Below are 14,045 nucleotides of genomic sequence, written 5' to 3' on the forward strand. Positions count from 1 at the left end.
GTTGTGCCGACTCGGTCACACCGCGGGCGACGCCCTGCGGCCGGCCGTCGCGGGGCTTCCTTGGAATAAGACCAAAGTCCGCTTGCGGCCGGCTCCGACCACGGGCACAGTCCCGCCGGCTGAAGGTGCGGCCGCGCGTCGCCCGGAGCCGGCCCCGCAAGGGAGCGCCGGCCGTCGGGCTCCGCGACCGGCCCGGCACTTCAATCGGGAGGATTGAATGACCGACGTTTCCATGACCGTGAACGGCCGCCAGGTGACCGGCTCGGTCGAGGACCGCACGCTGCTCGTGCAGTTCCTGCGCGACAATCTCGGGCTCACCGGCACCCATGTCGGCTGCGACACCTCGCAGTGCGGCGCCTGCGTGGTGCATCTCGATGGCCAGGCGGTGAAGTCCTGCACCCTCTTGGCCGTCCAGGCCTCGGGGTCGAGCGTCACCACCATCGAGGGCCTGGCGCCGAGCGCGACCGAGCTGCACCCGATGCAGGCGGCCTTCCGCGAGAACCACGGCCTCCAGTGCGGCTACTGCACGCCGGGCATGATCATGACCGCCGTCGACATGGTCGCCCGCCACGGCGCCGATCTCGACGAGAAGACGGTGCGCGACGAGCTCGACGGCAACATCTGCCGCTGCACGGGCTACCACAACATCGTCAAGGCGATCCTGTCGGTGGCCCAGTCCATGCAGGGCTCGGGCGAAGGGCAGCGCATCGCCGCCGAATAGGCGGCGCGCACCGTCTGACAGCATTCCGGCCGGGACCGGCCGCATCGCGCCCCTCGATCGTCGCGGGCGCGGAGGCCGGCGCCCCGTCCATCCACGAATCGGGAGGTTTCGTCATGGGTGTTGAGGGTATCGGCGCGAGCGTTCTCCGCAAGGAAGACCGGCGCTTCATCACGGGCCGCGGGCGGTATGTCGACGACATGACCGTGCCCGGCATGAAGTACGCCGCCTTCGTGCGCAGCCCCCACGCCCACGCGCGGATCAAGGGCATCGACGCCGCGGCCGCCAAGGCCATGCCCGGCGTCATCGACGTCCTCGAAGGGAGCCAGCTCAAGGCCGACGGCATCGGCAACCTCATCTGCGGCTGGGCGGTCAACTCCAAGGACGGCTCGCCGATGAAGATGGGCGCCTGGCCGGCGCTCGCCTTCGAAACGGTGCGCCATGTCGGCCAGGCCGTCGCGGTGGTCGTCGCCGACACCAAGGCGCAGGCCCGCGACGCTGCGGAAGCCGTCGAGATCGACTACGAGGTGCTGCCCGCGGTCGTCGAGGGTCCGGCGGCGCTGCAGGACGGCGCGCCCCAGCTCCACCCGGAGGCGCCGGGCAACCTCGTCTTCGACTGGGAGATCGGCGACGCCAAGGCGACGGAGGAGGCCTTCGGCCGCGCCGCCCACGTCACCAAGCTCGACATCGTCAACAACCGCCTCGTGCCGAACCCGATGGAGCCGCGCGCCGCGCTGGGTGTCTACGACCCGGCCGAGGAGCACTACACGGTCTGGACGACCTCGCAGAACCCGCACGTCGCCCGCCTCGTGATGAGCGCCTTCTACAACGTCGCGCCCGAGCACAAGCTGCGCGTGATCGCGCCGGACGTCGGCGGCGGCTTCGGCTCGAAGATCTACATCTATCCGGAAGAGATCGTCTGCCTCTGGGCCTCCCGGAAGACCGGCGTGCCGGTGAAGTGGACGAGCGACCGCACGGAAGCCTTCCTCACCGACGCCCACGGCCGCGACCACACGACCCACGTCGAGGCGGCCTTCGACGCGGACAACAAGATCATCGGCATGAAGGTCGACACGGTCGCCAATCTCGGCGCCTACATGTCGCTCTTCTCCTCGGCGACGCCGACCTACCTCTACGCGACGCTCCTGTCCGGCCAGTACGATATCCCCGCGATCTACGCGAACGTGAAGGCCGTCTACACCAACACGGTCCCCGTCGACGCTTATCGCGGCGCGGGCCGTCCGGAGGCGACCTACGTCGTCGAGCGGACGATGGAGACGGCGGCGCGCGAGCTGGGCGTGTCTCCGGCCGAGCTTCGGCGAAAGAACTTCATCCGCTCCTTCCCGCACCAGACGCCCGTCATCATGTGCTACGACGCGGGCGACTTCGAAGCCTCCCTCGACGCCGGCATGAAGGCCGCCGACGTTTCGGGCTTCGAGGGCCGGCGCGCGGAAGCCCAGTCCCGCGGCAAGCTGCGGGGTCTCGGCATGAGCTGCTACATCGAGGCCTGCGGCATCGCGCCCTCCAAGGCGGTCGGCTCGCTCGGTGCGGGCGTGGGCCTCTGGGAATCGGCGGAGGTGCGCGTCAATCCGGTCGGCACGATCGAGATCCTGACGGGATCGCACAGCCACGGCCAGGGGCACGAGACGACCTTCGCCCAGCTCGTCTCGGAGCGCTTCGGCCTGCCGGTCGACAACGTCCAGGTCATCCACGGCGACACCGACAAGGTGCAGTTCGGCATGGGCACCTACGGCTCGCGCTCCGGCGCTGTCGGCATGTCGGCGATCGTCAAGGCGCTCGACAAGGTCGAGGCCAAGGCCAAGAAGATCGCCGCGCACCTCCTCGAGGCCGCCGAGGGCGACATCGTCATCGAGAACGGCGAGGTGAAGGTCGCGGGGACCGATCGCAAGCTCGGCTGGCACGAGGTGGCGCTGAACGCCTATACCGGCCACAAGCTCCCCGACGGCATGGAGCCGGGCCTGAAGGAGGGGGCCTTCTACGACCCCCAGAACTTCACCTTCCCCGCCGGCTGCTACATCTGCGAGGTCGAGGTCGACCCGGACACGGGCAAGACCGAGATCGTCCAGTTCGTCGCCGCCGACGACTTCGGCCGGGTGATCAACCCCTTGATCGTCCACGGCCAGGTTCACGGCGGCCTGGCGCAGGGCATCGGGCAGGCCCTCTTGGAGGGCACGCGCTACGACGAGAGCGGCCAGCTGATCACCGCGTCCTACATGGACTACGCGATGCCCAGGGCCTGGGACCTGCCGATGTTCACCGTCTCGACCACCGAGACGCTCTCGCCCTCCAACCCGCTCGGCATGAAGGGCTGCGGCGAGGCGGGCGCGATCGGCTCGCCGCCGGCCGTCATCAACGCCATCACCGACGCCATCGGCAACAACGACCTGACCATGCCGGCGACCCCGGAAAAGGTCTGGCGCGCGATCCACGCCGCCTGAGCCCAGAGGGAGGAGCACCCATGTACCAGACCGAATACAAGCGCGCCGGCAGCCTGGACGAGGCCGCGCAGCTCGTCGCGGCGAGCGGGGGCGAGGGCAAGTACGTCTCGGGCGGCATGACGCTGATCCCGACGATGAAGCAGCGCCTCGCTTCGCCCAGCCTCCTCGTGGACCTGCGCCACGTCGAGGGCCACAAGGGCATCGCCGTCTCGGGCCAGACCGTCACCATCAAGGGCGGCACCACCCACGCGGAGATCGCGGCCTCGGAGGAGCTTAAGGGCGTCGCCCCCGGCTTCGCGGGCCTCGCCCAGCTCATCGGCGATCCGGCCGTGCGCCACATGGGCACGATCGGCGGCTCGGTGGCCAACTTCGACCCGGCTGCGGATTATCCGGCCGCGCTCCTGGCGATGGAAGCCACGATCCTCACCGACAAGCGCGAGGTCGCCGCGTCCGACTTCTTCCTCGGCCTCTTCGAAACGGCTCTCGACGAGAACGAGATCGTGACGGGCGTGCGCTTCGAGGCGCCGGAATCCTCGGCCTACGAGAAGTTCCGCAACCCGGCCTCGCGCTACGCCATGTGCGGCGTCTTCGTCGCCAAGCGCGGCGAGGGCAAGGTCGGCGTCGGCGTGACGGGCGCGGGCGCCAGCGGCGCCTTCCGCTGGGCGGAGGCGGAGAGCGCGCTGTCCGGCCGCTTCGACGTTTCGGCACTCGACGGCCTCGCCGTCGACGAGGGCGAGATGATCTCCGACCTTCACGGCTCCTCGGCCTACCGCGCCAACCTCGTCAAGGTCGTCGCCAAGCGCGCGGCCAAGAAGGCCGGCGCGAGCGGCGGGCCGGAGGTCTCTGGACCGAAGACGCCCGGCGGCGACGCGCCGTAAAGCGTCGGGGCGCTCGGTCGCCGAACCGCCGGCTTTTGTTCGAAGGCGCGACCTTCCGGTTGCTCGACGGCACGGCCGTCGAGCTTCCCGATGCACGGCCTGTCGACATTCAGAGGCGCGACCGTCCCTCTTCGTAATCCCGGGCTTGACCCGGGATCCATGCCTCCGCGCCTGTCGTGACAGAACCGGTCGGCAAGGGGCATCCGCCGCTCCAACGCCGTGCCCATGCCCGGCGGTTTGGAATGGATCCCGGGTCGAGCCCGGGATGACGAGGCGGAGGGGGTGAGGCGTTCTGGAGGGGCCATCCCGCGCCGTCCACCCTCACGCCGCCGCGGCTTCCACCTTCGTCAGCGCGGCCGGATCCGGCGCGTCCTTCTGCCCTTCCGCGCCGGCGGGCACGTCGGCGGGGCCGGGTGTCGCCATCTCGACGGCACGGGCCAGGGCCGCCGTCAGCGTGGTCACGAGACCGTCGGCACGGACCTTGCGGTTGAGGTCCTGAACGAGGCTCTCGTCGCGCTGGCGCCAGATGCCGATGAGGACGTGCGCATCGGGCGCCACGCGGTGAACCTCTCGCACCATCTGGCGCAGGTGGACGGTCGAGAGCGGCTCCAGGAAGGACAGGCAGACCAGCGCGACGCCGTCCGCCTCGGCCCGGCCCGGACGGTTCTCGCGCAGCTCGGCGAGCGTCACGTGGCGCGCGGCGAGGCCGTGCTTGGTAAGGACCTGCGCGAGCATCGCCGTCACCGGCGCGTCGAGCGCGCTCGTCCCCGAAACGCAGACCACGGGCACGCTCGCCTGCCAGTCGGCACTCAGCTCGCCCTTCGCGGTGAGGACCGGTACGGCCGGGCGCTCGGGACCGGCGGCGTCGATCGCCGCCGCGGCTTCGGCGCTGACGCGTCCGCCGCGCGGCAGCGGCGCCTCGCGCTCCAGGCGCCCGACCAGGGCGAGCGTCGAGTCGCGCAGGGTTTCCAGCCGGCCGTCCTTGACCGCGAAGCGCGCGACGTCCTCGTGGCCGAGGCGCATGCCCTCCAGCGCCACCTCGTCATAATAGGTGACGAGCGGACGGCGGCGCAGGAACTCGCGCGCCTGATCCGCCGCCTCGTCATAGGCGCCGACGAGCATGCGCTGGTAGAAGATCTGCTGGGGCAGGAGCGCCGGCCGGTCGCCGAACATCACGTCGATGAAGCCGAGCCGCGGCACGTGCCGTCCCATCACGACGAGGCAGATCGTCAGGGGCGTGGCGAGCACCAGCCCGACCGGGCCCCAGAGAAAGGTCCAGATCACGGCGGCGAGCAGGATCGCCACCGGCGACATGCCGGTGGAGTGTCCGTAGACCACCGGCTCGACGATGTTGGAGAGCGCCGTCTCGATGATCAGGAACAGCGCGGCGGTCCAGATGATCATCGACCAGCCGGGATCCACCGCGAAGGCGAGCGCCATCGGCAGGCCCGCGCCGATGAAACCGCCGATGTAGGGGATGAAGCGCAGGATGCCGGCGAGGATGCCCCACAGGAACGGGCTCGGCACGCCGATGAGATAGAGCCCGCCGCCGACGAGGATCGCGAAGAGCGCGTTGACGCCGGACTGGAACAGCAGGAGCCTCGAGACGCGCCGGGCCGCGTCGTCGATCGCCGCCGTGGTCTGCTGGAGGTCGTCGGTGCCGACCAGCCGGATGAAGCGGTTTCGCAGGTCCGAGGCCTGGATGAGGATGAAGATCGCGAAGACGACGACGATGCCGAAGGTGGCGAGCGGGCTGAGCAGAGGCGAGATCACCGCGTAGGCGGTATCGAGCGCGCCTGCGTTGGACGCGATGGTGACGGGGATCGGCCGCGGCTCTGCCGGCTCGGCGTCCGGCTGCGCGTCGTCTCCGCCGGCCGCCGCGGCAGCCGGGCTCTCGTCGCCGAGGTGCTGGATGTCCGACACCATGCCCTGGATCGCCTCGCGGGCCCGGGCGAGCGGCCCCTGCGAGTCGGTCTCGGCGGCGGTGAAGGCTTCCAGCTTGTCCTGGATGGTGCGTCGGTACTGCGGCAGGTCGCCGGCGAGGCTCCCGAGCTGGGCGGCGACGACGGCCAGGATCCCGAGGATCGTCAGCGTCGCGAACAGAACCGCCACGCTGACGGCGAGGATGCGCGGCACGCGCCAGCGCTGGAGGAAGGTGACGATCGGCGCCAGGATGAAGGACAGGAGGATGCCCAGCGCGAAGGGCACGAAGATTTCCTGGCCGAGCGTCAGGATGGCGGAGATGGCGAGGACGAGCAGCGTCGCGGCGAGCGCCGTGAACAGCGGCATCGCCTTCTTCAGCATCTGCGAGGCGATGAGGTCCAAGCGCGCACTCCGGTATGCACCCGCGCCGAAGGGGACGGGCCGTGCGGCGCCCGCCGATGTCGTCGGTCGCGCCGACGATCCAAATGCGGGGAGGGGCGTTCCTGTTCCCGGGAAGCGACCTCGCCCGCGAGGATCGAAGCTTTCAGGCGGCGAGGCCGCCGCTCGCCACCCACGCCGCCGTGTCGTCGAGCGCCCGGCCGAAGCGGGCGACCATCTCGGCAATCTCATTTTCCGTGATGATCAGCGGCGGGCAGAAGGCGATCTGGTCGCCGATGGCGCGGATGATCACGCCGTGCTCGTGGCCGCGGTTGAAGAGATAGGCGCCGACGCGGCCGACGGGGTCGAACTTCGCCTTGGTTTCCTTGTTCGCGACGAGTTCGACCGCCGCGATGAGGCCGAGGCCGCGCACCTCGCCGACGAGCGGGTGGTCGCGGAACCGGGCGAGCACGCCCTGCAGCACCTCGCCCTTCTCCGCCGCCGTCTCGATCAGGCGCTTCTCGGCGATGACGTCGAGGTTCTCCAGCGCGACGGCGCAGGAGACGGGATGGCCGCTCGCGGTGAAGCCGTGGGCGAAGGTGCCGATCTTCGCCGAATTGTCGGCGATGCCCTGGTAGATCTCGTCGGAGAAGACGATCGCGGCGAGGGGGGCGTAGGAGGAGGTCAGCTGCTTCGACAGGACGAGGACGTCGGCGTCGATGCCGTAATACTCGCATGCGAAGGTCGTGCCGATGCGGCCGAAGCCGTTGATGACCTCGTCGGCGACGAGAAGGATGTCGTTGCGGCGCAGGACCTCCTGGACGCGCGGCCAGTAGCCGGCGGGCGGAGGCAGGACGCCGCCGGCGCCCATCAGCGGCTCGCCGATGAGCGCGGCGATGTTCTCCGGGCCCACCTCGGCGATGACCGATTCGAGTTCGGCGACCAGCCGGTCGGTGAAGGCCTCCTCCGTCTCGCCCGGCTGGCCGTAGCGCCAGAAGTGCGGGCAGGTGAGGTGGCGCACCGGAATGTTGGGCAGGTCGAAATCGCGGTGATTGGTCGGCAGGCCGGTCAGCGAGCCCGAGGTGATGGTGATGCCGTGATAGGCGTTCTGGCGGGACAGAATCACCTTCTTTTCCGGCTTGCCGCGGGCATTGTTGACGTACCAGAGCATCTTCACCACGGTGTCGTTGGCTTCCGACCCGGAATTGGTGAAGAACACGCGGGTGAGCCGCTCGGGCGTCATCCGGACGAGGCGCTCGGCGAGGAGGATCGCCGGCTCGTTCGATTTGTGGCTGAAGGAGTGGTAGTAGGGGAGCCTGGCCATCTGGCGCCGCGCCGCATCCGCGATCCGCGTTTCGCCGAAGCCGACGGCGACGCTCCACAGGCCCGCCATCGCCTCGATGTAGCCCTTGCCCTCGTCGTCGTAGACGTAGATGCCCTCGCCCCGGTCGATCACGATCGGCCCGGTCTCCTCGTGGCGGCGGGCGTTGGTGACGGGGTGGAGCAGATACTCGACGTCGCGGGCGTGGAGCGAGTTCGGGAACGCGATAGGCATGGGCACCGTCCTTCCTGTGACGGCCCTGTCTAGCACGGCTTTTCGCCGGGATGCGAACGCGCCCACGCCCTCGCGCGTCGCGGCTCAGCGCTCCTTCAGCGCCTTCTCCACGCGCTTCACCGTGGCCTCGTCCACCTCGACCGCCGCGCTGGAATCATCCGGCAGGCCGCCGGCGGTCTGGCCGATGCTCTCGTCCAGGGGGCGGTCGTTCGGGCCGGTGCTGATCTTCTCCCGGCGTCCCTCGCCGGTTCCGGGCTCGTTCTGATTGGCTGCCATCATCAAGGCACTCCTCGTCTGGTTCTGAAGAGCCAAACGCGCGAGCGGCGGAATGGTGACGGCGGGCGCGGACCAGGAATGTCATTCGCCCGTCACGGCCAGACGGCATGAACCCGTCCGTCGATAGTCGGCTACGGGTGATGGCGATGGCCCACCAGCGTTTCACGATTCCCGGCGCGGCGCGGCGCGCCGGTCCGCTCCCGCAGCTCTGCATCGAGCGGCCGGCGACCGTCTTGTTCTCGGCCCTGGCGGCCGCGAGCTTCGTGTTCATGGCCGCTCCCGGCATCGATCTCGCCGCGTCGCGGATCTTCACGGATGCGGCCGGGGCGTTCCATTTCGACGCGAACCCGGCGCTGCTGGCGCTGCGCGACCTCAACCGGCTGCTGCTGCCGCTGGCCGTGGGCCTCCTCCTCGCGATCCTGGCGATGCACGCGGCACGGCCGGAGGAGGGGTGCTCGGTGCCGGCGCACCGCGTGCTCTTCGTCTTATCCGTGATTGCCTCCTCCGGCGGGATCCTGGTTCCGCTGCTGAAGGCCGTCACCGGCCGGGCACGGCCGGACGCCGTCGCGCCCTTCGGCGGCGAGGCGCCGTTCTCCGCCGCCTGGCAGCTCTCGGGGGCCTGCGCGCGCAACTGCTCCTTTCCGTCGGGCGAAGCGGCGTCGGGCGCCTCGCTTCTCGCGCTGATCGCGCTCCTGCCCGCCCGGGCTCGGGTGCCCGCCCTTCTGGTCGGCGTTCCCTTCGCGATGGCGGTGTCGCTGAACCGCGTCGCCTTCGGCCGGCACTTCCTGTCCGACGTCGTCGTGGCCTGGCTCGTCACCGCGCTTGCGGCGCTGCTCCTGCACCGCTTCTTCGCCGCGCACGGCCGGCGCATCGACGCGGGCGTGCGCGGGAGCGCGCAGCGCGTCCGGCGCCGCGCGCGACGCAGGGTTCCGCGGCCGGAAATCGCCGGGCTGCTCTTTCCTCGCTCGCCCGCGCGCCTATAAGAAGCGAACCAGAAGGCCGGCCCGATCCCCGACGGGGTTCGTCGCGCCTTTCCCCTGGCGGCCAGCGCGGAGACCTGATCCTTGAGCATCGGCCTCATCGCCCTCCTCGACGACATCGCCGGCATCGCCAAGGTGGCGGCCGCCTCCGTGGACGACATCGCGGCGCAGGCCGCCAAGGCCGGGGCGAAGGCAGCCGGCGTCGTGATCGACGACGCGGCGGTGACGCCGCGCTACGTCGTCGGCTTCTCGCCGGCACGCGAATTGCCGATCATCTGGCGCATCGCGCTGGGCTCGGCGAAGAACAAGCTGTTCTTCCTGCTGCCGGCGGCGCTGATCCTGTCCTTCTTCGCGCCCTGGGCGATCACGCCGCTCCTGATGCTCGGCGGCGCCTACCTCGCCTATGAGGGCGCGGAGAAGATCTACGAGGCGCTCGTCCCGCACGCGGCGCATGCCCACGAGGAGACGATCGGCTCGGTCGCCCCGAACGCCCAGACGCTGGAGGACCAGAAGGTCGCGAGCGCCATCAAGACCGACTTCATCCTGTCGGCCGAGATCATGGCGATCACGCTCGCGGCGATGGACCCGAGCGCGAGCTTCTGGATGCAGGTGGTGGTGCTCGCCGTGGTCGGCCTCGGCATCACGGTCGCGGTCTACGGCGCGGTGGCGCTGATCGTGAAGGCGGACGATGCCGGCCTCGCGCTCGCGGCGAACCCGCGCGTCGGCGCCGCCGGCCAGGCCTTCGGCCGCGGCCTCGTGACGGCGATGCCCTATTTTCTCAAGGCGCTGGCGATCGTCGGCACGGCGGCGATGGTGTGGGTGGGCGGTGGCATCATCGTCCACGGCCTCGCGACCTACGGCTTCGCAGGCCCCGAGCACCTGATCCACGACGCGGCCGTCGCGGTTGGCGGGGCGGTGCCGGCCATCCGGGGGCTCGCCGAGTTCCTCGTTTCGGCGCTCGGCACTGGCATCGTCGGCCTCGTCGTCGGCGCGGCGCTGATCCCGCTGACGTCGCGCGTCATCGCTCCCGCCTGGAAGGCGGTCGCGGGGCGGTTCGGCAAGAAGGCGCCGGCGTCACCTCCCGCGCACTGACGCGCGGTTCAAAGCTTAGAGCGCGGCGCGCCACGCCTCACGATAAGGCCTCAGCCGCTCGGCGAAGGCCGGATCCGGCGCGACGGCCTGCGTCGCGTGGCCGTGGCGGCCGCGCGCCTGCGGCGGCAGTGCCAGGAGGGCGGCGCCGGCGCTGGTGCCGGTAGAGCCCTGGGCCGCCTCGACCGGGCGGCCGGTGAGGGTGGCGAGCGCGCGCAGGAACAGGACGTTGGCGGCGAAGGGGCCTTCCACGACGCTCGGGCCGGCGGCACCGGCCGCGTCGAGAACCTCGGCGGCCATCAGCGCGACGTAGAGCGTGGCGGCGGCGGTGCGCTCGCCGTGCGAGAGTTCTGCCGGATCATGCGTCCACGCACCCCGGCGGTCGGGGTAGGGCCCCGTGCCCGGGGCGAAGCTCGGCAGCGCCATGACCCCCTCGGCGATCACCGCCTCGGTGTCGGCCTCGCTCGGCGCGGGGGCCGTGCCCCCCGTCAGCTGGTCGAACTCGCGCCCGCCCATGAAGCGGGCGGAGGGCACGGCGCGGCCGAAGGCGTCGACGTTGGCGAGCATGTCGCGGCCGGGGTCGAGGCGGCCGAGCGCGCCGCCGGCCGCGAAGGCGATGACCCAGGTGCCGGTGGACAGCACCGAGAAGGGCGCCTCGCGCGCCAGGAGGTGCGGCAGCAGCGAGGCGTTGGAATCGTGGATGCCGCAATGAACGGGAATCGCGCGGCCGGCGAGGCCGATGCGGGCGGCGAGGTCGCCTTTCAGCACGCCGAGCGCCTCGAAGGCGGAGGCGAGCGGGGGGAGCGTGTCGGCCCAGCCCTGGCGCGCGACGAGCGACGAGGGCGCGTTCGCGGCGGGTTCCCAAAGGTCGGTGTGGCAGCCGAGCGAGGTCGCCTCGGACGCCGCGCGCCCGGTGAGCCGCCAAGCCCAGTATTGCGGATAGGTCAGGACGTGGCTCGCTCTCGCGAACTCGGCGGGAAAGCGATGCTGGAGCCAGAAGAGCTGGGCGCCGACGTTGAGGCCGTTCGGCAGGCGCGGCGAGAAAGTCTCGGCGAAGGGCGGCCGGGCGGCGTCGTAGGAGGCGCGGGTCTCCTCGGGCGCATCGCTCTCGTAGTCGAGGATGGGCAAGGCGAGGCCATCCTCGGCGACGAGGGCGGCGCAGGCGCCGTGGGTCGTCACCGAGATCGCGTCGACGGGATGCCGGGTTGCTGCTTCGGCCAGCGAGTCCAGGAGGAAGTCGAACAGGCCGTCCGCGTCGAAGTGCGGGTAGGGCGGGCCGGCGAGCACCGCGTTCGCCCGGCGCGCCTCGAAGACGTCGCGGCCGGTCTCGAGGTCGTGGACGACGAGCTTGGCGTTGGTCTTGCCGACGTCGATGACGGCGACGTGGCGCGGAGCGGACGGCGTCACGCGGATCAGTCCAGGTGGAACATGGGCACGAGCGGCACGGCGACCGGCTCGTTCGAGGGGTGCGTGTCCATGATGTCGGCCATCATCGCCCACCAGCGCTGCATGACGGGATGGTCGGGCAGGGCCGCCATGCCGTGGCTCGCCGGTCGGCGCAGGACGCCGAAGAGGTGGTTCGTCTCGGGATCGAGGAAGATCGAGTAGTCCGAGACGCCAGCCTCGCGCAGGAGGTCCACCAGCTCGGGAAAGATCGCGTCGTGGCGGCGGCGGTATTCCTCCGCCTGGCCGGGGTGGAGCCGCATGCGGAAGGCGTATTGCTCAAGTCTCGCGCTCATCGGCGGGCTCCCTTGGCACGGGCGGCGGAGAGGCGCTTGACGAGCGCCGGCAGGGCGATCACCGCGATCAGCATGGCGCCGGTGACGATCGACATGATGATGCCGGGGACGTTCAGGAGGCCGAGGCCGAAGGTGACGAGGCCCATGACAAAGGCCGCGAGGACGACGCCGGGAATGGAGCCGACGCCGCCGTTGATCGAGACGCCGCCGAGCACCACCATGGTGACGATCTCCAGCTCCCAGCCCCCGGCGATCGAGGGGCGCGTCGAGCCGAGGCGGCTCGTCAGCATGACGGAGGCGAGGCCCGCGGCGAGACCGGTCGCCACGAAGAGCCAGAACTTCAGCCGCCGCACGCGGATGCCGGAGAAGCGCGCGGCCTCCGGATTGAAGCCGACCGCACGCACCTTTCGCCCGATCGTCGTGGCGTGAAGGACGATCCCGGCGAGGACGGCGAGGAGAAGGAAGGCGGTGAACTCGAAGGACAGCCACTCCCAGACGTAGCCCTGGCCGAAAGTGTCGAAGCCGTCGGGATATTGCGTATAGGCGCCGTCGCCGAGGAAGCCGTAGGCCAGGCCCCGGAAGAGGCTCATCGTGCCGATCGTCGCGACGATCGAGGGCAACTGGAGGACGGTGACGAGAAAGCCGTTGAAGGCGCCGCAGACCAGGCCGACGCCAAGGCCTGTCAGCGCCACCACCGGCGCCGGCTGGCCGGCGAGCGCGACCGCCCCCATGGCGGTGGAGGCGAGCGCGATGATGCCGGCCACCGAGATGTCGATCTCGCCCGACAGGATCACGAAGGTGAGCGCCAGCGCGACGATGGCTTTTTCGGTGAAGTTGAAGGTGGCGTCGGACAGGTTCCAGACGTCGAGGAAGTAGGGCGAGGCGAAGGAGTTCGCGGTGAAGATCGCGATGAACAGGAGGAGGAGCAGGAACTCCCAGCTGCCGAGGAGGGATTTCAGGCGCGAGCCGCCGCGGTCCGGGATGCGGCGGGGGGAGGCGGTGGTCGCAGCATTTGCGGGGGCGAGGGCGACTGCGGTGTCGAGGCTGGTCATGCCGGCGCTCCCTTGCTGATGCCGGACTCGTCGATGCGCCGAAGGATCACGCGGCCGCAGCTCTTCTCGGCGCGGGCGTTCAGCGTGACGGCGGCGATGATGACGGCGCCGGAAATAGTCATCTGCCAGAAGGGCGAGATGCCGATAACGGGCAGGGCGTTCTTGATGAGCCCGAGGAAGAGAGCGCCGAGGACGATGCCCGGCACCGAGCCGATGCCGCCGGCGATCGACACGCCGCCGATGACGCAGGCCGCGATGACGTCGAGCTCGAAGCCGGCCGCCAGGTCCACGTAGGCGACGGCGAAGCGCGACACCCAGAGATAGCCGCAAAGGCCGGACAAGAGACCCGACAGGCAGAAGGCGCGGAACATGGCCTTGCCCGGATCGATGCCGGCATAGACCGCCGCCACGGGGTTGCCGCCGACGGCGAAGAGCGCGCGCCCGGCTGCGGTGTAGCGGAAGCCCAGCAGCGCCAGGAGGATCACGAGGATCGCGGTCCAGGCGAGGAGCGGCAGGCCGAAGACGACCGTGCGCGGCAAGGCGAGGAAGTCCGGCGACATCTGGAAGGAATTCACCCAGGCGCCGCCCGAGAGGACGAAGGCGAGGCCGCGATAGATGGTGAGCGTGCCGAGCGTCACGACGATGGACGGCAGCCCCAGCGCGCGCACCAGCGTGCCGTTGATCGCGCCGAGAACGAGGCCGAGGCCGCAGGCGGCGAGAATGGGCACGATGACGGGAAGGTCGGGATAGTTCGCATCGATCATCGCGGCGGCCATGCCGGAGAGCGCGAGGTTCGCCGCGACGGACAGGTCGATCGAGCGCGTCAGGATCACCGCGCCTTGGCCGATCGCCAGGATGATCAGGATCGAAGTATCGGTGAAGACGCCCGCGAGGTTGGCGCCGGACACGAAGTTCGGCGCACGCGTCGAGATCAGGGCGAGGAGCGCGGCGCCGGCGAGAAGGAGCAGAACCTCGCGGGCTTTCAGAAGGGATTTCAG

At 70.5% G+C, this 14,045-nt stretch carries 12 protein-coding genes; 5 read left to right on the top strand and 7 right to left on the bottom strand.

The features are described 5' to 3' along the window. Positions 1-217 precede the first annotated feature (217 nt). From FZN60_RS07945 to FZN60_RS07955, 3 genes are all read left to right on the top strand, one after another. Positions 218-721 carry a (2Fe-2S)-binding protein gene (locus FZN60_RS07945; RefSeq protein WP_158872889.1) on the top strand — a complete coding sequence of 168 codons (504 nt, stop codon included), beginning with the start codon at positions 218-220 and terminating at the stop codon, positions 719-721. 113 nt (positions 722-834) lie between these two features. Continuing rightward, positions 835-3,177, top strand: coding sequence for a xanthine dehydrogenase family protein molybdopterin-binding subunit (locus FZN60_RS07950; protein WP_158872891.1), 2,343 nt, complete (start codon positions 835-837; stop codon positions 3,175-3,177). Between the two features lie 20 nt (positions 3,178-3,197). Next, positions 3,198-4,055: an FAD binding domain-containing protein gene (locus FZN60_RS07955; RefSeq protein WP_158872893.1), complete on the top strand. Its 858-nt coding sequence runs from the start codon at positions 3,198-3,200 to the stop codon at positions 4,053-4,055. A 321-nt stretch (positions 4,056-4,376) separates the two neighbouring features. On the opposite strand, the gene FZN60_RS07960 is transcribed toward FZN60_RS07955, so the two are convergent. The 3 genes from FZN60_RS07960 to FZN60_RS07970 all read right to left on the bottom strand — a co-directional run bounded on the left by FZN60_RS07960 (position 4,377) and on the right by FZN60_RS07970 (position 8,190). Beyond that, entirely contained in the window at positions 4,377-6,380 is a 2,004-nt protein-coding gene (locus FZN60_RS07960; RefSeq protein ID WP_158872895.1) for an AI-2E family transporter, read from the bottom strand. 142 nt (positions 6,381-6,522) lie between these two features. Beyond that, positions 6,523-7,911 carry an aspartate aminotransferase family protein gene (locus tag FZN60_RS07965; protein ID WP_158872897.1) on the bottom strand — a complete coding sequence of 463 codons (1,389 nt, stop codon included), beginning with the start codon at positions 7,909-7,911 and terminating at the stop codon, positions 6,523-6,525. A gap of 84 nt (positions 7,912-7,995) precedes the next feature. Continuing rightward, positions 7,996-8,190 (bottom strand): hypothetical protein, encoded by a 195-nt coding sequence (locus FZN60_RS07970; RefSeq protein ID WP_246726645.1) that lies wholly within the window; start codon positions 8,188-8,190, stop codon positions 7,996-7,998. Between the two features lie 143 nt (positions 8,191-8,333). Here FZN60_RS07970 and FZN60_RS07975 point away from each other — a divergent pair, with 143 nt between their 5' ends. Beyond that, complete coding sequence (locus tag FZN60_RS07975; protein WP_158872899.1) at positions 8,334-9,170, top strand: phosphatase PAP2 family protein; 837 nt, start codon at positions 8,334-8,336, stop codon at positions 9,168-9,170. 81 nt (positions 9,171-9,251) lie between these two features. Further along, on the top strand, positions 9,252-10,259 hold the full coding sequence (locus FZN60_RS07980) for a DUF808 domain-containing protein (protein ID WP_158872901.1): 1,008 nt from the start codon (positions 9,252-9,254) through the stop codon (positions 10,257-10,259). A 15-nt stretch (positions 10,260-10,274) separates the two neighbouring features. Here the strand turns inward: FZN60_RS07980 and FZN60_RS07985 are convergent, their stop codons facing one another. From FZN60_RS07985 to FZN60_RS08000, 4 genes are read right to left on the bottom strand one after another with little or no spacing between them, the layout of a single operon-like run. Further along, a complete protein-coding gene (locus tag FZN60_RS07985; protein ID WP_158872904.1) occupies positions 10,275-11,663 on the bottom strand; it encodes an FGGY-family carbohydrate kinase in 1,389 nt (462 codons plus the stop codon). A 5-nt stretch (positions 11,664-11,668) separates the two neighbouring features. Further along, positions 11,669-11,995: an L-rhamnose mutarotase gene (locus FZN60_RS07990; protein WP_158872906.1), complete on the bottom strand. Its 327-nt coding sequence runs from the start codon at positions 11,993-11,995 to the stop codon at positions 11,669-11,671. Then, a complete protein-coding gene (locus FZN60_RS07995) occupies positions 11,992-13,047 on the bottom strand; it encodes an ABC transporter permease (protein ID WP_158872908.1) in 1,056 nt (351 codons plus the stop codon). Before FZN60_RS07995 ends, FZN60_RS07990 begins: the two co-directional genes overlap by 4 nt. Beyond that, positions 13,044-14,045 carry an ABC transporter permease gene (locus FZN60_RS08000; RefSeq protein WP_158873032.1) on the bottom strand — a complete coding sequence of 334 codons (1,002 nt, stop codon included), beginning with the start codon at positions 14,043-14,045 and terminating at the stop codon, positions 13,044-13,046. Before FZN60_RS08000 ends, FZN60_RS07995 begins: the two co-directional genes overlap by 4 nt.

It is taken from the genome of Antarcticirhabdus aurantiaca (genome assembly GCF_009765365.1).
Taxonomy (GTDB): Bacteria; Pseudomonadota; Alphaproteobacteria; order Rhizobiales; family Rhizobiaceae; genus Antarcticirhabdus; species Antarcticirhabdus aurantiaca.